Annotated in this window: 15 protein-coding genes, 1 tRNA gene and 2 pseudogenes; 9 read left to right on the top strand and 9 right to left on the bottom strand. The window is 65.0% G+C overall.

What is annotated here, in order from left to right:
- The first annotated feature begins 21 nt into the window (after positions 1-21).
- Positions 22-1971 carry an asparagine synthase (glutamine-hydrolyzing) gene (asnB, locus tag LG334_RS08270; protein ID WP_404385087.1) on the top strand — a complete coding sequence of 650 codons (1950 nt, stop codon included), beginning with the start codon at positions 22-24 and terminating at the stop codon, positions 1969-1971.
- Positions 1972-2302: 331 nt separating this feature from the next.
- Here the strand turns inward: asnB (LG334_RS08270) and LG334_RS08265 are convergent, their stop codons facing one another.
- On the bottom strand, positions 2303-3640 hold the full coding sequence (locus tag LG334_RS08265) for an IS5 family transposase (RefSeq protein ID WP_404385071.1): 1338 nt from the start codon (positions 3638-3640) through the stop codon (positions 2303-2305).
- Positions 3641-3804: 164 nt separating this feature from the next.
- Here LG334_RS08265 and LG334_RS08260 point away from each other — a divergent pair, with 164 nt between their 5' ends.
- The gene (locus LG334_RS08260) at positions 3805-4065 is read left to right on the top strand and encodes an ATP-binding protein (RefSeq protein ID WP_404385085.1); all 261 of its coding nucleotides are present in this window, start codon (positions 3805-3807) and stop codon (positions 4063-4065) included.
- 112 nt (positions 4066-4177) lie between these two features.
- Here the strand turns inward: LG334_RS08260 and LG334_RS08255 are convergent, their stop codons facing one another.
- The 3 genes from LG334_RS08255 to asnB (LG334_RS08245) form a co-directional block, all read right to left on the bottom strand.
- A complete protein-coding gene (locus tag LG334_RS08255) occupies positions 4178-5038 on the bottom strand; it encodes an IS110 family transposase (protein WP_404385083.1) in 861 nt (286 codons plus the stop codon).
- Positions 5039-5450: 412 nt separating this feature from the next.
- Positions 5451-6524, bottom strand: coding sequence for a hypothetical protein (locus LG334_RS08250; protein ID WP_404385081.1), 1074 nt, complete (start codon positions 6522-6524; stop codon positions 5451-5453).
- A complete protein-coding gene (gene asnB, locus LG334_RS08245; protein ID WP_404385079.1) occupies positions 6521-8398 on the bottom strand; it encodes an asparagine synthase (glutamine-hydrolyzing) in 1878 nt (625 codons plus the stop codon). The genes LG334_RS08250 and asnB (LG334_RS08245) overlap by 4 nt, the downstream gene beginning before the upstream one ends.
- Positions 8399-8469: 71 nt before the next feature.
- Here asnB (LG334_RS08245) and LG334_RS08240 point away from each other — a divergent pair, with 71 nt between their 5' ends.
- Together LG334_RS08240 and LG334_RS08235 are read left to right on the top strand one after the other, a co-directional pair.
- Entirely contained in the window at positions 8470-9672 is a 1203-nt protein-coding gene (locus LG334_RS08240) for a hypothetical protein (protein ID WP_404385077.1), read from the top strand.
- Positions 9673-9713: 41 nt separating this feature from the next.
- A complete protein-coding gene (locus LG334_RS08235; protein WP_404385075.1) occupies positions 9714-11084 on the top strand; it encodes a hypothetical protein in 1371 nt (456 codons plus the stop codon).
- A 529-nt stretch (positions 11085-11613) separates the two neighbouring features.
- Here LG334_RS08235 and LG334_RS08230 read toward each other — a convergent pair.
- A complete protein-coding gene (locus tag LG334_RS08230; RefSeq protein WP_404385073.1) occupies positions 11614-12147 on the bottom strand; it encodes a transposase in 534 nt (177 codons plus the stop codon).
- 61 nt (positions 12148-12208) lie between these two features.
- On the opposite strand from LG334_RS08230, the gene LG334_RS08225 reads away from it, so the two are divergent.
- Positions 12209-13392, top strand: a protein-coding gene (locus LG334_RS08225) for an IS3 family transposase (protein WP_404379525.1) whose coding sequence is annotated in 2 segments (ribosomal slippage) — positions 12209-12485 and positions 12485-13392 — 1185 coding nt in all. Because the reading frame shifts where the segments join, the coding sequence is not laid out codon by codon here.
- An 82-nt stretch (positions 13393-13474) separates the two neighbouring features.
- On the opposite strand, the pseudogene LG334_RS08220 reads toward LG334_RS08225, so the two are convergent.
- Positions 13475-14218: pseudogene (locus LG334_RS08220) on the bottom strand (transposase); the annotation flags it as partial.
- Positions 14219-14309: 91 nt separating this feature from the next.
- Positions 14310-14474, bottom strand: a pseudogene (locus LG334_RS08215) (IS630 family transposase); the annotation flags it as partial.
- A gap of 158 nt (positions 14475-14632) precedes the next feature.
- On the opposite strand from LG334_RS08215, the gene LG334_RS08210 reads away from it, so the two are divergent.
- Positions 14633-15970 carry an IS5 family transposase gene (locus LG334_RS08210; RefSeq protein ID WP_404385071.1) on the top strand — a complete coding sequence of 446 codons (1338 nt, stop codon included), beginning with the start codon at positions 14633-14635 and terminating at the stop codon, positions 15968-15970.
- Between the two features lie 447 nt (positions 15971-16417).
- Here the strand turns inward: LG334_RS08210 and LG334_RS08205 are convergent.
- A tRNA-Met gene (locus LG334_RS08205) sits at positions 16418-16494 on the bottom strand.
- A gap of 167 nt (positions 16495-16661) precedes the next feature.
- Here LG334_RS08205 and LG334_RS08200 point away from each other — a divergent pair.
- The 3 genes from LG334_RS08200 (at position 16662) to LG334_RS08190 (ending at position 19216) form a co-directional block, all read left to right on the top strand.
- Positions 16662-17921 carry a patatin-like phospholipase family protein gene (locus LG334_RS08200; protein WP_404385069.1) on the top strand — a complete coding sequence of 420 codons (1260 nt, stop codon included), beginning with the start codon at positions 16662-16664 and terminating at the stop codon, positions 17919-17921.
- 153 nt (positions 17922-18074) lie between these two features.
- Complete coding sequence (locus LG334_RS08195; protein ID WP_404385067.1) at positions 18075-18956, top strand: hypothetical protein; 882 nt, start codon at positions 18075-18077, stop codon at positions 18954-18956.
- Complete coding sequence (locus LG334_RS08190) at positions 18953-19216, top strand: helix-turn-helix transcriptional regulator (protein ID WP_404385065.1); 264 nt, start codon at positions 18953-18955, stop codon at positions 19214-19216. The genes LG334_RS08195 and LG334_RS08190 overlap by 4 nt, the downstream gene beginning before the upstream one ends.
- 304 nt (positions 19217-19520) lie before the next feature.
- On the opposite strand, the gene mnmA is transcribed toward LG334_RS08190, so the two are convergent.
- The gene (mnmA, locus tag LG334_RS08185) at positions 19521-20588 is read right to left on the bottom strand and encodes a tRNA 2-thiouridine(34) synthase MnmA (protein ID WP_404386331.1); all 1068 of its coding nucleotides are present in this window, start codon (positions 20586-20588) and stop codon (positions 19521-19523) included.
- Positions 20589-20857: the final 269 nt, after the last annotated feature.

Below are 20857 nucleotides of genomic sequence, written 5' to 3'. Positions count from 1 at the left end.
CTGAAAATGGGGGAGATTTAGATGTGCGGCATTTTCGGCTGGCTTGGTGATGCCGAGCCGCGCATGGCGGAAAGTTTGCGCGACCGCATGGTTCATCGTGGGCCCGATGCCGCCGGCGCGTGGCACGACGCTGATGCGGGCGCATGGCTTGGGCACCGGCGTCTTGCAATCGTCGACCTAAGCGAGGCCGGCGCCCAGCCCATGGTGTCGGCATCCGGGCGCTACGTCCTCACCTACAACGGCGAGATCTTCAACCACGGCGACCTGCGGGCGGAACTGCGAGGCCTCGGCCACGGCTTCCGGGGGCATTCCGATACCGAGGTGATCCTGGCCGCGGTGGAGGAGTGGGGCCTCGAAGCGGCCCTCCAGCGCTTTATCGGCTTCTTTGCCATCGGCCTTTGGGACCGGCGAGAGCGTCGGTTGGCATTGGTGCGCGACCGCGTCGGCATCAAGCCGCTATATTATGCAATGGGAGGGGACGACCGGTTCGCCTTCGCCTCTGAATTGCAGGCTTTGGCGGGACTGCCATGGCTGGACGACCGTCTCGACCCAGCCGCGCTCACTTGTTATTTCCGCTATCTCGCGGTGTCGCCGCCCGCCACCATCATCCGCGGCGCACGCTCGCTGCCGCCGGGTCACATGCTGGTCTGGGATGGCCGTGAAGCGCGGACGTTTCGGTGGTGGAGCGTGTCCGATGCCGTCGCGCGGGGCAAGGCTGACCCGTTCACGGGGTCGTTCAGCGAGGCCGCTGATGCGCTAGAGGAACTGCTGACTGACGCGGTGCGCCGGCGCATGATGGCAGACGTTCCGGTCGGCGCCTTCCTGTCCGGCGGCATAGACAGCTCGCTTGTGACCGCGCTCATGTGCAAGGTCGCCGACGGGCCGGTGCGGACGTTCACCATAGGGTTCGAGGAGGCGAGTCACGATGAAAGCGGTCATGCGGCTGCTGTTGCGGCCCACCTCGGGACCGATCATGCAGTAGAAACGTTCACGCAGCGGGAAGTTCTGGATTTGGTGCAGCGGCTTTCGGCCATGCACGACGAGCCTTTCGCCGATGTTTCCAGCCTGCCGACCCATTTGCTGAGCCTGGCCACCCGCCGGCACGTCACCGTGGCTTTGTCGGGCGATGGTGGCGACGAACTTTTTGGCGGTTATCCCCGGTACTTCTGGGCGGATCGCATCGCCAGCGCTCGGCGGCGTCTGGGGCCGACGGCAAATCCGGTGGCATCCATCCTGGAGAAGGTGCCGGCGGGGCTGTGGGACGGTCCGGTGAACACCCTGACCCGTGGCAGGTTCTCGGGAGCCGAGGGCCTCGCACACCGGGTTCGGCGTCTCGCCATGTACCTTGGTGCCGAGCCGCGTGACGTCTACCGTGATATCATCAGCGCCTGGCCTGATCCATCGCTGCTATTGCGGCGGGAGGCGCTTGCCGAGCTTGGCGCCGAGGTCGGGCCCGATCCACAGCGGTATGCCGACCTGCCATGGTCGGAACAGATGATGGCTACCGACCAGGGCAGCTACATGGTCGATGACATCCTGACCAAGGTCGATCGCACGTCTATGTCCGTCAGTCTGGAGACGCGTGTGCCGCTGCTCGACCACCGCGTTCTGGAGTTCGCGTGGCGTCTCCCGAGCACGCACAAACTGGCGCCTACCGGTGACCGGGGCAAGCTGCTGCTGCGCGAGGTGCTTTACCGTTATGTGCCGCGCGAGCTGATCGAGCGCCCAAAGATGGGGTTTGGGGTGCCGTTGGCACAATGGCTTCGCGGCCCGCTCAAAAGCTGGGCCGGCGACTTGCTGTCCGAAGACGCGTTGCGAGCCGAGGGTACGCTGAGGCCTGAGGCCGTCCGAGCCGCTTGGGACGCACACATGGCCGGTTCCGACAACAGCCACAAGCTCTGGACCGTGCTCATGTTCCTCCAATGGAGAGAGGGCTGGAGGGCGCGCGGGGGGCTCGATACCGGCTTGTAACCTTGAGATTGCTTGGTCCCAAGGGCCGCAGGCCGTACATTCGGGGCGATGCCACCCGTGGACGCTGGGGCACCTCCTCATACCGGGCGACACTTGAAATCGTACACTTGTCGCCCGGCAAGGCCGGAGTCCTTACGAGCGCGAAGCGGACACTGGCCGCCGCGCCTTACGGCGCGTGAGCCTGCGTCGCGCATGGAGCCGCAGGCGTGCGCGAAAGCGCGCACAGCGCAGCGTCGATGATTTCAATCATTGATGCGTACCAGAGCCCAACCTGGAATTCATACCAAGCGGCGCTGACGCTGACTCATAAGGAGTCGGCCCTGAAAAACGGCTAAGCGGTTGATGCGCCAGGGGTCAGGGTCGCGGGCCAAGTATCCGATTTTGCATGGGCCGAGGGGCGGCTTGCCAGAATCCAGGCAAGCAAAAGCGCCAGGGCGTTGATGGCAAGGCGCAGATTGTGGGCGGCGGCCGCAAGGAGGGCGTTGATGGCGTCGCCAGCGTGTCCGAGCAGCCAGTTCCGATCAAGCCTTCCCTCGTTCTTCATGTGGCCGATGTTGGCCTCGATGCTCGATCTGCGTTTCAACTCGCGCTTCATGGTCGGCGTCAGGCCACGGCTTCGGCCCGCGATCATGACGGAGGCCGCGCCCTTGTAGTCGTGGCCGCGGTAGCCCTTGTCCACGTACACCCGCTCGGGCTCGACGCCGGACAGCGCCGTCGCCTGCGCCACGGTGGCGGCCAGGGTGTGGCCGTCGTAGGGATTTCCCTCGAAGGCCTTCGCGGCGACCACGAGGCCCTCGCGGTTGGTGGCGGCGATGCCGACCTTGCAGCCGAACTCGTAGGGTGTGCGGGCCTTGCCCTTGGAGATGCAGACCACCTCCGGCGCATGCAGGGCGTAGAGCTTGTTCTTGTCCTTGGGCTTCTGGGCCAGCAGCCGTTCGACCAGGCCAAGCAGGTGGGCGAAACGCCCTTCCAGCAGGTCGTCGCCGGCAATCTTACGGCCCACGTCGCGATACACGCGCCCGAGGAAGGTGCGCAGCCGCTTCAGCTCGCGGCGCATGCGGCGAAACTGCCGGGCATGGGCATAGCGGCCGGCCTTGATGGAGGCCCGCTTCGCCAGCCGGGTGTAGCTCTGCCGCAGCACGATGCCATGGCGCTTCGCCTGGCGGACCAGGGTCTGCAAGGCGCGGAGGTACAAGCGGCTGTCCGTCGGGTGCGCGATGGCCTTGGGCTGCACGGTGGTGTCCACGCTGACGCGCTCCAGCGACGACGGCTTCGCCGCCCCCGCCCGCAGTGCGGCCTCCACCGTGGCCCTCAGGACCTCCTCCATGCCTTCCGGGCCGATGCGCTTGCGCCAGCGCGTCATCGTGCTGGCGTCGATGGGCGGCTCGTGCTGGAAGAACTCAAACCCGCAGAAATGCTGCCAATAGGGATTTTCCACCCACCGCTCCACCACCTCCTCGTCGGACAGGTCGTGGATGTGCTTCAGATAGTGGAGGCCGACCATCAGCCGGGTCGGCTTCGCCTTCCGCCCGACAGGCTTGAAAAACCCGCCGAAGGCATCATCAAACCGATCCCAGGGCACCACCCCGGCCAGACGCACCAGCGAATGGCGCGGGTTGATGATGTTGTCCAGACGCTCGCGGAACAGGTCGGTCTTACCGGCGGACACCAGAAATCAGCGGGTCACGGGGCGATTCCCTGCATTTTCCGATATTTGGCCCCGCCTGGGAATCCCCGGATTTCAATGCCTTCGGCGTTTTTCAGGGCCGACTCATTACCGGCGGCGGCAACCTGTTCTTCCAGCTCGTCAACGCCCGCTACGAGCGCGGCGCCATGATCCTCACCTCCAACCGCGGCTTCGCCGAGTGGGGCGACGTCTTCGGCGATCCCGTGGTCGCCACGGCGCTGCTGGACCGGCTGTTGCACCACGCTGTCGTCATCCAGATCGAAGGCGCCAGCTACCGCCTTCGCCAGCACGCCGGCCTGATCCCGGAGAACAGTCTCGTCCGGCCGCCAACCTCACCACCGCCGGCGCCGCCAAAGCGCCGCGGCCGCCCACCGAAAAACAGGACCGCCGATCAACAGACCGGCTGATCACCGGATTTCCATTGTGGGGAAAATTCGCGCGCCACATCTGGGGAAATTTCAGGCGGCGTTGACAGAGGGCAACAACCCGCCCGTCCGTTGGCGGGCGAAGCCGTTGGGCCTACGCTGCTTCTGCTGCCGGCACGTCACAGCGGAAGAATTCGCCCGACCGCCATATGCTGTGCAGGATGACCGACAGCTTCCGTGCCAGCGCGACCCGGGCCTTCCCGAATCCCGAGCGCCTTGCAATACAGAGAGCCCATTCCTTTAGGTTTGAGGCTCGCTTGATGCGGCACATGACAACAACAGCGGCCTCATACATCAAGGTCCGGACCAGGGCATCACCGCACCTCGAGATCCGGCCGGACCTGTCGATTTCCCCCGACTGATACTGTCGCGGCGTGAGCCCAAGATGGGCGCCGACGGCACGGGAACTGGCGAAACGGTCCGGATCCTCCACCGTGCTGACGTAGGCAAGGGCTGTCAGCGTTCCGATGCCTGGCACGCTCATGAGCAGCCTGCATGCCGGATTTTGCCTGACCTTGACGCGAATGGCCTTATCAAACTCCCGAGCCTGTTCGCGAAGCCGTCGCCAAGCCTCCAGTAAAGGCCTCACAATCGGCTCCACGTCAGGGCGGTCTGCCACGACTTCTTCAACGCGCCGGTCAAACCGAAGACCGCGCACCGTGCCGGGAAGGATGCCGAAGATCTTCAGGATGCCGCGGATCTGGTTGGACATTCGGGTTGCCATCCCGACCAGTTGGGCCCGCGCGCCAAGCATCGCACGAGCCTGGTGGGACGCGAATGACTTCACATGAACGGCGCGGTACCAGCCGGTCCGTATGATGTGCGCCAATCCCTCAGCGTCGTTGCGATCCGTCTTGTTGATTTGCAGCTTCAAGGCGGCGCGCGCGTGGCGCGCGTCGAGGCAAACCACGTTGAGGCCCCGTTCCCTCAGCTCATGCACCAGCCACGGCGTCATCGGCCCCTCTCTATCCCTATCTTGGCGGAACCGTCTGCATGGCGACGAACTGTTTCAGCAATGGCGTCGGGCTTAGTCCCGCATGTGCCCTGCCAAAGCCGTTGACCGTCAGCATCAACGACACAAACCGCCGTCGTCCGCTGCGAAACATCCAGGCCGACTGAATAGGTCATCTTGCCCTCCCATGGTGATGCTTACAGTGCAGATTGGGCATCCGCGCGGCAATTATTCACCAGTTCGAGGAAAGCCGCGATTACCTGATGTCCACACATGGGGAAATTTCAGGCGGCGTTGACACATGGGTTCTGATCAATGCGGGTTGGTATAAGGCTCACGCGCCTCCCCGGTGCGGGAACGCAGTCGCGACCCTATGCGCCCTTTTCGATCACGTTTGACCGAAAAGGCCTCTAAATCACGACCCTCGGGAGGGAGGCTCACAGCCGACGAGAACCGCCAAGCGGGCCAGCGTCTCGGCGTTGGCGTGGCGGGTCCCCGGGACCAGGGTCGCCGCTTCCCATTCGGCGTCTTCCGATGGGGCGGGCCTGCCCGCGTCCAGCACGGTCAGCGGCCGGTGCGTCACATCACGCATGCGTTCGACCGCCCGCGAGACAGACGCGACGCGATCCTTGCCATCCACCACGGCCCAGTCCACCCAAAGCACGGTCTCCACATCGAACCCGTACCTCTCGGCCAGGTCTGACAGCCGATTGTCCAAAGCCCGGTGCGCCTCCAGCCCCGACCGCAACTCCTCTGGTGGCGCTTCCGCATAGAGCCATGCCTGCTGCCTCGGCATGACGGGGCCGTGCGCTTCACCACCGCCGCGCACCACGTCCAACAACGCGAACAGCCGCAAATCGACGATAAGATGCCGCAGCGCATCCTTCCAAGGGGCGACGGACGGTGGTGGAGACACCGTGAGGTGGCCGTCATCCGTCACCTCGGCGGAGGGAATACGCCCCCCTTCCCAGTTCCGCATGTTGTCAATCAAGTCGTTACCAAGATTGACGACGTGCACGACTTTTCGCGGACGAAGACCATCCTCCAGATTCCGCTCCAGCAGAAGCAAGGCCTGCAGGAGCCCATAGCCCGGCACGGCCAAGTTCACTGCGGCCTCGCATTGGGTTTGGTCAACGAGCTGCCGCGCAAGGCGCTCTTGAGGATCGACCTCCCAACCCGCAACTACGCCGTCACCCAGGATCGCCACCGGCCGCGCGTCCGGGGCACCGGCGGCGTCGGTCAGTCCAATGGCGTCGAATGAAACGGTGTGCCGGAGCCCAGCCGTTTCGTAGGTAACCGAGGTGGCCGACGCCGGGCGGTAGCCGAGCTCTGGGTCCAACTCCATCGTCGCGGAAAAGCTTTGCGGAACGTCAGCGAGGCGGAGCCCCCCTTCCAACGCTACCAACGCCGCACCCGCCGCCAACCCCGCAGTGAAGACGCCGAGAGTGAGCCGCTTGAGGATGGACGTTCTTTTGGAGGTCATCTTCACGACCCTACAGTCTCGGCAAGACTGTACAGCTTAGCGATTGTAATCGCCCCGCGGTAGTCCGGCGCAGCCGCGAAATTGCGGCGCAACCGGGCCACTCCGTCGCCCGACAGAGCCCCACCCAGGTCACCCATATTGTCTAGAGCAGCGTCGACGCGGCCCTTCCAAGGCCCGGACAGAACATCGGCCTCTTGAATATTGTAGCCGAAGCCCTGCTTGGGCGCGTAGAGCAGGTCGTGGGGAAGCCGCTCCTCCAAAGCCTGCTTGAGGATCATCTTGAGTTGCGTTGTGTCGCGCCTGCCGCCGACCTTCAGCGTGTGATGGATGCGCCAAGCCAATTGCACCAGATCCTGGTCCAGGAACGGGCATCGCACCTCGACGCTGGCCGCCATGGCCGGAAGGTCTCCCGCAATGGTCACGGAATGCGCGTTTTCCTGCATCAGCCCGATTACGGCGGCTTCGTCGATGTAGTCCTTGGGCGGCGCGTCGCCGATCCATGTGTCGAACAGGTCCTCGATCGCGCCAGCTGTCGCCGCATCAGCACCTCCAACGGCCAACAACTCTGGCCAGACCCGGGCGGCCTCATCCGTGTAAAGGGCGGATTTGCGTCGCCCCGGCTTGGCGGCGGCAACGAGCGCGGCCTCGCGTAACGCGTGCCCCTGCGGAAGAACCCTGCCCGCGGCAGCCGCCGCTGGCCGCGCGATGATCCCCGGCACAGCAGCCAGGGCGCGCGACAGCTGATCCATTCGCATAAAGCCTGAGTAACCATAAAAGATCTCATCGGCCCCGTGGCCTGTCATCACCACTTTGCGACCGTCGTCCCGGATGCGCTGACAAAGATCGTACGCGTAAACCAGCGGAAGCAGAGCGATGGGTTCGCCGTGGATCCGCCAAAGGTCCAACATCATGGCGTGGTGCCGGTCAGGGTCGAAATAGAACTCCTGATGGTCACATCCGAGCATCTCCGCGGCTCGGCGCGCACGGATAAGTTCGCTGTCGTCGGGACCATGACCTAGCGCGTAGGTGGCGACGCTTTTGTTGCCGCGATCCTGCATGGCGTGGACGATGGCGGTGGAGTCGACCCCGCCCGACAACATCGCTGCGATTTCGACATCGGCCATCAGCCGGCGCGACACAGCCTGGTCGAACGCTTCCCGCACCTCGTCCACTGTGACGGGCCGTGGGTTGAAGTCCGGCCTCCAGTACTGCCACAGGCGCGCCACCCGCCCCTGCCGAACAATCATGCAGTGACCCGGGGGAAGGCGCCGGACACCGCGGTAGATCGTGTATGGATCGGGAACATGGCGGAAATTGCGAAGAAGAAAGATACCCAGGGCCGTGCGGTCCAGGGCTGTATTGACCCCGGGAAACTCCAGCGCCGCGGGAATTTCGGAGGTCACGGCCACGCCGGCCGGGGTCTGGGCGTAGACCAACGGCTTCTTGCCCAGCCGGTCGCGGCCACAGAGCAAATCGCCAGAGCGGGTATCCAGCAGCACGAACGCGAACATGCCGTGCAATCGCTCAACGAGCGCCTCGCCCACCTCTTCGTAAAGATGCACGAGTACTTCGCTGTCACTGCCCGAGCGGAAACGATGACCCTTGGCCACCAGCTCGCGGTACAGCTCCGGGTAGTTATAAATCTCGCCGTTGACGACTGCCCAGACCGTTCCGTCCTCATTGCTGATTGGCTGGTGGCCCGCGTCCGAAAGGTCGTTGATGCTTAGGCGGTTGTGCCCCAGCACGACGGCCCCATCGCAGAACGCACGCGCTTCCTCGTGGTCCGGGCCCCGGTGCCGCTGGCGACCAAGCATACGTAAGCCAAGCCCGTTTCCGTCCTCTACCGAAGCAGCAAGACTGAGGGCGACAATTCCGCACATGATATCGATGGTTCTTTATGTTCTCAGATTGCTATGGCATAACATAGCCGCTTTCCGCTGTCTTGACTAATATGGACGCTGAGGCCTATCGCTTCTCAACGAAGGCGACCGGCACTGCGAGCGTGTCACCACCGCAGTTGAGCGCGGAAAGAGAGAGAGAGATTTTGCGGGGTGCAAGTGCAGTGGCAAAGCAAAACGAAAATCCGGCAGCGAGCGACGACGACGTCCCCCTCGGGCGGATCGTCCTGCGCGATGTCCTCAGCGCCTGGCGCCCGCTCCTGGCCCTGACGATCGTCGGCGCTCTTATCGGCGCCGCCTGGAGCGCGCTAGCGACCGAAGAGTACAAGGTCACGCAGTCCCTATGGCTGGCCGAGCCGGATGCAATCTCCGAGGCTCAGCGCTACCAGGAGACCCTGGTCGAGCCGATGATGGCCGATATGTTCGGAGAGTCACGCCCATTCACCCCCACCTTGTCGGCCGCCCAAACGCCGCAGATCCTACGGCTAACCGCTGATGCAACACCGGAATATGTGGACACGGCCAGGGACACGCTGAAAAAGCTTGGCGATGCCATAGTAAAAGCTGAGCAGCGCGTCTTTGATATGGGCGCGATTCAGCGCGAGATTGCGGTCGCCAATGTAGTCGCCGAGCTCGATACGTACGCCCGGCGGATTTCCAGAGCCAAAGATGAATTGGCCGCCCTTGATAATAGGGAAACGCGGCGCCTGAACTTTATGGACGAACGGATCAAGGCCCTGGAAAATAGCCTGAAACTGCAACAGGAAAATGCGTCGGCAATTGCCCGCACGGCACTGGACGCGCCGGGCGACGCCTATGCACAAATCCGCGGGCAGCCTAATGCCGAAGCTCAGCAGCGCTCCGGCGAATTGTATATGTTACTGCGCCGCCAAACTGTTCAAAATCAGATTGAACTCGTCAACACCATGGAGGCGAGGGCCGAAGAACTTCGCACGGCACTCCTGGCGCTGGAATATGCACGCAGGCGCATCCCCGAAAACATCGATGAAGATCGAGACGAGCTCTTCGATATCATCGCCAAAGCCGAAGCTGAACAGAGAGATGCCGAGCTCCGTCACGAACAGTTGCTTTTGCAACAAGATGTACCCAAGGCGCCGACGGTTTTAGCCGCCTCCACCGACCAAGTGGCCACGTCCCGCTTCGGGGTCCGGGTGTTCACGCTCGCATTGATGGCGTTCATGGCTGGCGCGCTCATCATTACGGCGCGCGCGGCCGTGCACGCGCTGTTACGATAAGCGGCCGCCACTCAGCCACCCGCCGGGCCTCAGGACCTGACATGCTCGTTTTCGCCGTTACCTTCATGTCGATCGCGTTCTGGAGCGCGACGGCCCTGCTCATTTACTTACGGACGCGCGATACGCTGCACGTCGGCATTATCGTCATCGCGTTCTTCCTTATCTCTTATCCGTTGAAGCTTCTCGCCACTTACGGCGGCTTCGCCACCATGAACAGCTCGATCATGCCGGCTGATGCTCAATTGCTGGCACTCGGGTTGGCAAACCTTAGCCTGCTGGCGGCCATGTTGCCGCTGCTTGTTCTTGCAGGCCGGCCGGCCGTGCAGGAACCGCGTATCTCTGTTCCAGCCATTGTGTGGGCGGGCGTATCCGTGCTCGCTGTCGTCGTAACAATCGATATCCAATCGCTCCTGCTCCGGCTTACGCCGGGATCCTACGACGATTACTTGCAAGGCCTGTCTCAGAGCCGGCTCAGCGGCGGACTAAAAGCCATCCTGAATATCATCGTGCAGGCGGCGCTCGCCGGGCTGACGCTTACCCTGATCGTCCGCTGGCGAGCCCTGTCCCGCGTGTTTCGTATCGGCGCTGTCGCGCTGGTCGCGTTCTACGCAGCCGCTGTGCTGTTCTCGACTGGCTCGAAATATGCCGCCCTGTTTCCCATCGCCACCGCCGTGCTGCTTTGGAACGTCGCCCGTGTAGGCCAAGGCAAGGGTTTCAGCTTATGGCGTACCATGGGTATTGGCGTCACAGGACTTGTGCTCGTGGGCATTTTCGGACTGCTTCGCGGGCTCGGCAACATTGAAGAGGCCGCAGAGACAGGGCACCTGTACCAAATCGCAGTGCAATTCTTTAACGCATTCGACGCCATGGACAATCTTGTGTTCATCATAATGCGAATTGATAACTTCTGGTTTGGAGATTTAAATTTTCGTCCCACGCTCGACTACCTTGTCACTGGATTTATTCCCCGCCAAATCTGGCCCGACAAGCCGCTTGAAATGGGCAATATCTACATCATGAAGCAATACCTTTGGGAACGGTATAACGGCCCTTTCGGCGAAGTCGTCTCACCAAGCATGCCGGGCGAAATGCTGTTGTCGGGCGGTATCTTCTTCCTTGTGTCTTGGTCGGCCATCTGCGGCGGAGTTTTCGGCGCGCTCTACCGCTGGGCGCACGGGCCGAATGCTGACATCTGGGCCGTTATAATTTACGCCTACGCCGCCTTGAACATCTTCAACTACATGCGCAGCGGCACCGGGGCATTAGGCGTGATTTTTCTCTTTGCCGCTGTCACGCTGCTCATGAAGATCGGGCTAATCGGCGCCGGGAAGGTAGCCCAACGACTGGCCGTGAAATACATGTTAGCACCGGCACACAACCCAGACACGCGGCGCGCCGATCGCAGTCGCTAGAGCACTTTTCTCTCAGTCGCGATCATCCCCCGCAGCCGGATAGTAGTGTTCGCATTCGGGCCGCGTAAATGCGTCGATGCCCCGACCGATGGCGCACCGAAGGTCGTCCTCGGTCCGCGCTGCGGTTTTCTTCGGGGAAGCCTTGAGCTTGGAGAAGGCCATCTCGGTCGGTTTGAACTCCGAGCGTTGAGGAGGCAGGAAGCGGACCTTGGCTCCAACAGCGTGGACGGCATCCCACGCGCCCGCCAGCTCGTGGGGTTGTCCATCACCACGATGTCGCTCCGCTTCAATGTGGGTATCAGAACCAGTCCGACGTATGCCACGAACGCAGGACCGTTCCTGCCGCCGCTTCAGGACGTCGGGTCGCTGTTGCTCGCTCGCATACGCGCCATATCGCCGCCCCGGACAACCGGACACCGGACGCCTGTGCACCGTAAGCGTGGCTCTGCTCCCATGCTGATCAGCCGTTGACGTCGGGAGATCCTGCTTTCCAGTTCCGAGCTATGACCAATCGTGGGTGACGGCATGATCAGGCGGCGGCGGATTGGTCGGCGTTCTTCACCTGAATGCCGTCGCGGAACCTGACACCCTTGATCACCTGGGGCAAGCGGTTGTTGCCCGACAGTCGGCGCCAGGTCTTGCTGGCGGCGGTGACCAGCTTGAAGACCATCGCCAGGGCGGTTTTGTGCGACAGGCAGCCCTTGGTGCGCACGGTGCGGTGCCGGATGGTGGCGAAGACGCTCTCGATGGGGTTTGAGGTTCGCACGTGCTGCCAGTGCTCGGCCGGGAAGTCGTAGAAGGCCAGCAGGGCGACGCGGTCCTTGGTCAGGCAGCCGACGGCCTGGGGGTACTTCGCGCCATACTTGGCCTCGAAGGTGTCCATGGCCGCCTCGGCTTCGGCGCGGCCGTCGGCCATCCAGATGGCGTGGAGATCCTCCTTGGCCGCCCTCTGGCGCGACTTCGGCAGCTTGTTGAGGACGTTAGCCGTCTTGTGCACCCAGCAGCGCTGATGGCGGGCGCCGGGATAAACCTCGTCGAGCGCCTTCCAGTGAGGTGGCCCCAAGAATCTGGACAGGTCGGTAAGCTCTGGGTTTTGCTCCTGGGGCGAGACAGGAGAAGACCGCATGAGCAAGAATCGTCGCAACCACAGCGCCTCCTTCAAGGCGAAGGTGGCGATGGAGGCGCTGTCCGGCGAGAAGACGGTGGCCGAGCTGAGCGCGAAGTACGACGTCCACCCGACGATGATCAACGCCTGGAAACGTACGCTGCGGGACCAAGCGGCCACGGCATTCGAGAAGGGCCCATCGAAGGCCGACAAGGACAAGGAGGCGCTGGTCGATGAGCTGTACAAGCAGATCGGCCAGTTGAAGGTCGAAAATGATTTTTTGGCCGTCAGGCTCAAGCGCTGAAGCGGGTGGAGCGCCGAGCCATGATCGACATTTCCCACCCCACGCTGAGCCTTACACGGCAATGCCGCCTGGTCGGCATCAGCCGGTCGTCGCTGTACTACCGTCCGGTGAACGACGACACGCCGAAGAACACCGAGGACCGGATGCTGATGGCGGCCATCGACCGCCACTTCCTGGATATGCCCTACTTGGGCAGCCGTCGCATGGCCGCCCTCCTGCGCCGCGAGGGCTGGTCCGTCGGCCGCAAACGGGTGCGACGCCTGATGCGGCTGATGGGCGTTCAAGCCGTCTATCGCCGGCCGCGGACCACGGTGCCGCACCCCGAGCACCGGGTCTATCCCTACCTGCTGCGCACGCTGGTCATCGACCGGCCGAACCAGGTGTGGGCTGCCGACATCACATACATTCCGATGCGTCGCGGCTTCCTGTACCTGGTCGCCATCATGGACTGGCACAGCCGCAAGGTGCTGTCGTGGCGGTTGTCCAACACCATGGACGCCGATTTCTGCGTCGCGGCGCTGGAACAGGCCCTGGAAACCTACGGCCCGCCCGAGATATTCAATAGCGACCAGGGCAGCCAGTTCACCAGCCTCGCCTTCACTGGGACGCTGAAGGCGGCGGGCGTGCGCATCAGCATGGACGGCAAGGGCCGCTGCATGGACAACATCTTCATTGAGCGCCTGTGGCGCAGCCTGAAGTACGAGGAGGTCTACCTGAAGGCCTACACCACTGGCAGCGAGGCCAAGGCCGGCATCGGCGCCTGGGTGCAAACCTACAACGAGCGGCGCCCGCACCAGGCCCTGGCCTATGCCACCCCCGATGAGGTTTACTGGCGAGGCCTGCCGGGCTCCGGGCTACGCTCCCGCTCCGCCCTCCGCCCGGCAGGCCTCGCCGCCTGACCGCGACTACCCACCAACCAAGCCCCAGGAGCAGAGCTTACAGAGCGCGCTGATCTGCCCGAACAACCGGGACCACTTCACAGAACCCCAGCGCGCCGTCGCCGATGGCGAGCTTCGGCCCCTGGGCGAGGCCGCGCCCCTTGATGTCGTTGAGCAGTTCGCGCCAGCTCTGGGCGCTTTCGCGAAAGCCGGCCTGGAAACCGACCAATTCCTTCCGGCCTTCCGGCGTGGCACCTATGATGACGAGGATGCTCTGCTTCTCGTCTTCCATGCGGCCCTGGAGGTAGACGCCATCGGCCCAGATGTAGACGTACTGCCGGGCCGTCAGGTCGCGCTTGCGCCAGCGGTCGTATTCGGCCTGCCATTCCGCCTTCAGGCGGCTGATCACCTGCGGCGACAGGCCGGGCGCCTCCTTGCCAAGCAGCGCCTCCAGGGCGTCCTGGAAGTCGCCACTCGACAGGCCGCGCAGGTAGAGCGTCGGCAGGACGGCGTCGATGGACCGCGTGCGTCGGGCGAACCGCGGCAGGATGGCAGAGGTGAAGCGAATGCGGCCTTCTCCATCGGCGCCACGGTCCCGCACCTTCGGCCGTCGCACGGGAACGGGGCCGATGCCCGTCAGGATCTCGCGCTCCGGGCCGTGGCCGTGACGGACCAGGCGCCGCCGGCCGTCTTCCGTCGTCAGGTGTTCATGCTCGGCAAGCATGGCCGCGACCTCGGCCTCCACGGCTTGCGCCAAAAGCTGCCGCGCCCCGGCACGCAGAACCTCGGTCAGCGGATCGTCGGTTTCCCCTGGCTGGCGCAGGGCGACAACGGTATCGTCGGTCATGGCGTATCACTCCCTTGTTGGAGATGTGGAAGGCGTAAGACACCTCCACGATACGCCACCCCCTTCTCAGGCTGTCACCCACTTTCCGCCATAGCTCGACCCCACCAACCCTGGCCGCCATGCTTCGACTGCCGCCGTCATAGATCGACGCCAACGCCAGCAACCGGCGTGTCTGGTTCCCATCGCTCGAGGCCTTCGCAAGCCGTCGTAGCGCCGAGCCGTCGAAGTCGCCGCGCAGAGGGACTGGAGCCGCCATGACAAACCTCCCGTTGGATTGCCAGGGGAATCACGTCAGAGCCCATTGGTTCCTTAGTCGGCCCTGAAAAACGCCGAAGGCATTGAAATCCGGGGATTCCCAGGCGGGGCCAAATATCGGAAAATGCAGGGAATCGCCCCGTGACCCGCTGATTTCTGGTGTCCGCCGGTAAGACCGACCTGTTCCGCGAGCGTCTGGACAACATCATCAACCCGCGCCATTCGCTGGTGCGTCTGGCCGGGGTGGTGCCCTGGGATCGGTTTGATGATGCCTTCGGCGGGTTTTTCAAGCCTGTCGGGCGGAAGGCGAAGCCGACCCGGCTGATGGTCGGCCTCCACTATCTGAAGCACATCCACGACCTGTCCGACGAGGAGGTGGTGGAGCGGTGGGTGGAAAATCCCTATTGGCAGCATTTCTGCGGGTTTGAGTTCTTCCAGCACGAGCCGCCCATCGACGCCAGCACGATGACGCGCTGGCGCAAGCGCATCGGCCCGGAAGGCATGGAGGAGGTCCTGAGGGCCACGGTGGAGGCCGCACTGCGGGCGGGGGCGGCGAAGCCGTCGTCGCTGGAGCGCGTCAGCGTGGACACCACCGTGCAGCCCAAGGCCATCGCGCACCCGACGGACAGCCGCTTGTACCTCCGCGCCTTGCAGACCCTGGTCCGCCAGGCGAAGCGCCATGGCATCGTGCTGCGGCAGAGCTACACCCGGCTGGCGAAGCGGGCCTCCATCAAGGCCGGCCGCTATGCCCATGCCCGGCAGTTTCGCCGCATGCGCCGCGAGCTGAAGCGGCTGCGCACCTTCCTCGGGCGCGTGTATCGCGACGTGGGCCGTAAGATTGCCGGCGACGACCTGCTGGAAGGGCGTTTCGCCCACCTGCTTGGCCTGGTCGAACGGCTGCTGGCCCAGAAGCCCAAGGACAAGAACAAGCTCTACGCCCTGCATGCGCCGGAGGTGGTCTGCATCTCCAAGGGCAAGGCCCGCACACCCTACGAGTTCGGCTGCAAGGTCGGCATCGCCGCCACCAACCGCGAGGGCCTCGTGGTCGCCGCGAAGGCCTTCGAGGGAAATCCCTACGACGGCCACACCCTGGCCGCCACCGTGGCGCAGGCGACGGCGCTGTCCGGCGTCGAGCCCGAGCGGGTGTACGTGGACAAGGGCTACCGCGGCCACGACTACAAGGGCGCGGCCTCCGTCATGATCGCGGGCCGAAGCCGTGGCCTGACGCCGACCATGAAGCGCGAGTTGAAACGCAGATCGAGCATCGAGGCCAACATCGGCCACATGAAGAACGAGGGAAGGCTTGATCGGAACTGGCTGCTCGGACACGCTGGCGACGCCATCAACGCCCTCCTTGCGGCCGCCGCCCACAATCTGCGCCTTGCCATCAACGCCCTGGCGCTTTTGCTTGCCTGGATTCTGGCAAGCCGCCCCTCGGCCCATGCAAAATCGGATACTTGGCCCGCGACCCTGACCCCTGGCGCATCAACCGCTTAGCCGTTTTTCAGGGCCGACTATTTCGCCACCGTATCCCGTGACAGCCGCAGTTCCGCGGCGATCTTCCGCATGCTCTTGCCGCGCGCGTGCTCGCGCCGGACCCGACCGATCATGTCCACCGTCAGCATCCCCTGCTTGGCACCCTCGTCTATCCAACCGAGGGTGGAAGTATGCCTGAGCAGGGTGGCCTACTTTTCGGCGCCTATTCGCCCCGCTCGTGGACTACTTTTCCACGCCGGTGCACACCATTTGGGGTCTTCGGAGGCCTTGGCCGCGTTTTCTGTAGAAGAATGGTGCGCGAGCAGCATATTACGCAGGTACGGGCTTCTCCGGTGCTCTCGCCACGGCCATTGCGGCTTTGCAGCCTTCCCTGCACTTTCAGGCTTTATCCGACGCCAGGCTGGCGCACAGAAAAAGGGGCCTCGGAACGTCCGAGGCCCCTGGATCTGGTAGCGGAGGAGGGACTTGAACCCCCGACACGCGGATTATGATTCCGCTGCTCTAACCAGCTGAGCTACTCCGCCATCGCGCTGGGAGGCCCGTATATAAACGGACGCAGCGGAGGCGTCAACACCTTGTTTTCATTTTTGTGCACGCCCCGCCCTTGCCCGCCGGCCGCACGCGGCCCACCCTTGTTGTGCGACGCAGCATGACCCGTTCGCGCCCCGTCCATGGGAAAAAGGAGGACACCGTGAGCAGCCACCAGGCCGACGGCACAGCCAACGAGCCCGACATCCCGCCGCTGGGCGCCGACACGCCCGGCCGTCGCGCCGACGCCCCGGCCGATCGGCGCAATCCGCCCCCGGCGACCGGGCGCCGGGCGCGCTTCCAGAGCCCCGGCATCCGCCCCTGCGGCGGCGGCCGGCCGGTCAACCTGGCCCTGCAGGGCGGCGGCGCCCACGGTGCCTTTACGTGGGGTGTGCTGGATGCCTTCCTGGCCGACGACCGCATCGTCATCGAGAGCATGTCGGGCACTTCCGCCGGAGCCATGAACGCCGCCGTGGTGGCCAACGGGCTTGCCGGTTCGGGCGACCGCGAGGCGGCGCGCGCGGGGCTGGAACGGTTCTGGCGCGCCGTCGCCCACACCTCGCGCCTGTCGCCCTTCAAGCGCGGCCCGCTGGGCTGGCTGACGGGCTCGTGGGGGCTGGACGCCAACCCCTTCTTCCTGGGCGCCGACCTCATGCAGCGCCTGTTCAGCCCCTATGAACTGAACCCCATCAACCACAATCCCCTGCAGAGCATCGTCGAGGAGCAGGTGGACTTCGACCGGGTGCGCCGCTGCGACCGGGTGCAGGTCTTCGTCACCGCCACCTCGGTGCGCTCGGGCCGGCCGCGCGTCTTCCGCCACGACGAACTGACGGCCGACCACATCATGGCCTCGGCCTGCCTGCCCTTCCTCTATCAGGCGGTGGAGATCGGCGACGAAGCATACTGGGACGGCGGCTACATGGGCAATCCGGCGCTGTGGCCCTTCATCTACCGGGGCGGCAGCCGCGACATCGTGCTGGTGCAGATCAACCCGCTGGAACGCACTGACGTGCCCAAGCGCGCCCGCGACATCATCAACCGGTTGAACGAGATCACCTTCAACGCCAGCCTCTACCGCGAGATGCGCGCCATCGCCTTCGTCTCCCGCCTGCTGGAGGAAGGCCGCCTGCCGCCCGAGGACTACAGGAAGATGTTCATCCACATGGTTTCCGGCGGGGACGAGATGGCCGCCCTGTCGGCGTCGAGCAAGTTCAACACCGAGTGGGAGTTCCTCACCTGGCTGCGCGACCTGGGCCGCGCGCGGGCCCAGGCCTGGCTGGACGAGAACGCCGGCGCCCTGGGCGAGCGGAGCACGGTGGACGTCGAGCGCACCTTCCTGGGGGCCGGCGAGCACGACAGCCAGCCGCCCTGGCTCAACCCCGCCTCCGACCCGTCTCCACCTTCCCCGCGGGACGCGGAGTAACGTGCGGTGTTGCGGCCGGAAAGAGACAAGTTGTCTCAAAAGACTCCCATTCCCGCCTCCCAAATGGTAGTTCTTTAAAGTTATCCGAATGGATAGGTCGCGCAGGCTCGACGGCGGGCCGTCGGGTGCGCCGGTTGTGAGGGGGAGCCGCGCGTGCGGGGGGAGCAACTGACAGAGATCATCGCGGCCATCTATGATGCCGCCGCGAGCGATCCGCCGGACTGCGGCGCCTGGGCCTCCATGGCGCGGTTGATCGAAGGCGCGACGGGCGGTGCCTGCCTTCTTGCGGTGGACGATGCCACATCGGGCACGGCCCGCGTGGCGGCGGCACCCAGCCTGGATGGGCGGTTCCGCGAAAGCTACGAAAGCACCCACGCGCGCCATAGCCCCTGGATTCGCGCGCTGCGCCGCAGCCCCCACCCCGCCGTCATCACCGACGCCGAGGTTGAAACGGACGGCGATTCGGTGGGGCCGCTGACCGCCGGCATCTTCTACCGCGACTGGATGGAACCGCAGCGCTTCCGGCACAGCATCGCCTCGGAGGTGTTGCGCGACGGACCGGACATGGTGGTGCTCAAGACGCTTCTGCCGGAAGGCTCGCCGCCGGACGACCGCCATGTTCGCCTGCACACCACCTTGCAGCCGCACCTGCGCCGGGCGGCCGGGCTCTTCCGCCTCGACCAAAGCCGCCGCGCCGCTCTTGAAGCGGCGGAGGATGCGCTCGAAAGCCTGTCGGTCGCGGTGTTCCTGGCGCGGCAGGACGCAACGGTCACCTTCATGAACCGGCCCGCCGCCGTTCTTGAAAGCGGCGGCGACGGGCTGAAGGTGGACGAGTCCGGCCGCCTGACCGCGACCCACGCCGACGCGGCTCGACACCTTCGGCAGATGCTGCGAGATGTTTCCCAGGCGAAAACCGGTGCGAGGCCATGCGCCTGCCCCGCCCCTCCGGCAGGCCGAACCTGCACCTCATGGCCTTGCGGCCCCAGCCCGGGTCGGGCATCGGCCTGGCGGCACCGACGATCACCATCTACGTGACCGACCCGTCGCACCCGCCCGTCCTGTCGCTGACCCGCCTGCGCGCGTTGCACGGCCTCACCGCCGCCGAGGCGCGGGTGGTGGCGGCGCTGGCGCGCGGCGCCAGCATTATTGAGACGGCCCGGGATCTGGGCGTGGCGGAAGCGACCGCCCGGCATCACGTCAAACAGGCCTTCACCAAGACGGGCACCCACCGGCAGGCCGACCTGGTCCGCCTGATCCTGGCCGATCCCCTGATGCACGGCAGGCGCGGCGGCTGAGGCAGCCGGTCTAAAAAAGAGGGACATTCCGGATGAGCCGGAATGTCCCGATGTTTTGCATGCGCGATCCTGGGGCAGTCCAACCGCCGGGGGTCACAGTGGCGGGTGTAACTGGATCAACGCAGCTAGCAGTAGTTTTGCAAAACGCAAAGCTTAGTGCATCCTCCAAACGGGGGATGAATCACAAGAAAGTTTTAAGCGATCCGTCGGTGAGGTCCAGCGGGCGGCGGGATACGTCCCGCAAGGACCGTCCGCCGCTGACTCCGGCCGGCCACTCGTATACGGTCCGGAGCGCTGCCCGATATCAGGCGGCGCCCCGGCGCATGATCCGGCCGCCGCCCAGCACCCGATCACCGTCATAGAGCACGCAGGCCTGCCCCGGCGCGACGCCGTGGACAGGATCGTCCAGGTCCACCTCGGCGCGTCCTGCCGAGTCGCCGGGACGGACGAGTGCCGCCGCCGGGCTGAAGCTGTTGCGGATCTTGACGGTGCAGCGCACGCCGCCGGCCGGCGGCGCGGGGCCGTCGCCCAGCCAGTTGAGGTCGCGGATGACGAAGCGATCCCGCCCCAGCGCGCTGCGCGGGCCGACGATCACCCGGTTCGCCGCCGGGTCGAGGCGCACCACGTACAGGCGCTCGGCCATGCCGCCCACGTCGATGCCCCGGCGCTGGCCGATGGTGTAATGGATGATGCCCTCGTGGCGGCCCAGCACGGTGCCGTCCACGTGGACGATGTCGCCCGGCTTCGTCGCGCCGGGACGCAGCTTTTCCACCACCCGGGCATAGTCGCCGTCGGGCACGAAGCAGATATCCTGGCTTTCCGCCTTGTCGGCGGTCGGCAGGTTGTAGCGGCGCGCCAGCGCCCGGGTCTCGGCCTTGCTCAAGCCGCCCAGCGGAAAGCGCAGGAAGTCCAACTGCTCCGCCGTGGTGGCAAACAGGAAATAGCTCTGGTCCTTGCCGGGATCGGCGCCCCGGCGCATCTCCACCCCCTGCCCGCCCGGCACACGGCGCACGTAGTGTCCGGTCGCGAGCGCGTCGGCGCCCAGGTCGCGGGCCGCCGTCAGCAGATCGCGGAACTTGACGGTCTGGTTGCACAGCACGCAGGGCACGGGTGTTTCGCCTGACACGTAGGAGTCGGCGAACTGCTCCATCACGTCGGACAGGAACGTGCCCTCGTAATCCACCACGTAGTGCGGGATGCCGATGGAGTCGGCGACGCGCCGGGCGTCGTGAATGTCCTTGCCGGCGCAGCAGGTGTTGGCCTTCTGGATGGCCGCGCCGTGGTCGTAGAGCTGCATGGTGACGCCCACCACCTCGTAGCCCTGCTCGGCCAGCAGCGCGGCGGTCACCGAACTGTCGACGCCGCCGCTCATGGCGACGACGACGCGCGTCTCGGCCCGTGGCTTGTCGATGCCGAGGTCGCCGGCCGTGGCGGCGATGGCCGCCAGGTCGCTTTCGCTGAAGCCGGCGGCGGCGTCAGTTTCCGACGCGGGCGCGCGGGCGGCCAGGGAGCAGGTGGGGGTGTCGGGCATGGTCATGACAGGTCAGATAGGGCCGGCGGCCGCCAATGGGAAGAGGCGGACGGGCGCCCGCAGGCACCGTCGTCCGCCTCCGCATCCTGTCGCGCGGCGCGAAAGCCCAG

It is taken from the genome of Caenispirillum salinarum (genome assembly GCF_044803115.1).
Taxonomy (GTDB): domain Bacteria; phylum Pseudomonadota; class Alphaproteobacteria; order Rhodospirillales; family Rhodospirillaceae; genus Caenispirillum; species Caenispirillum salinarum_A.
This window is presented reverse-complemented; position numbering and strand designations above follow the sequence as displayed.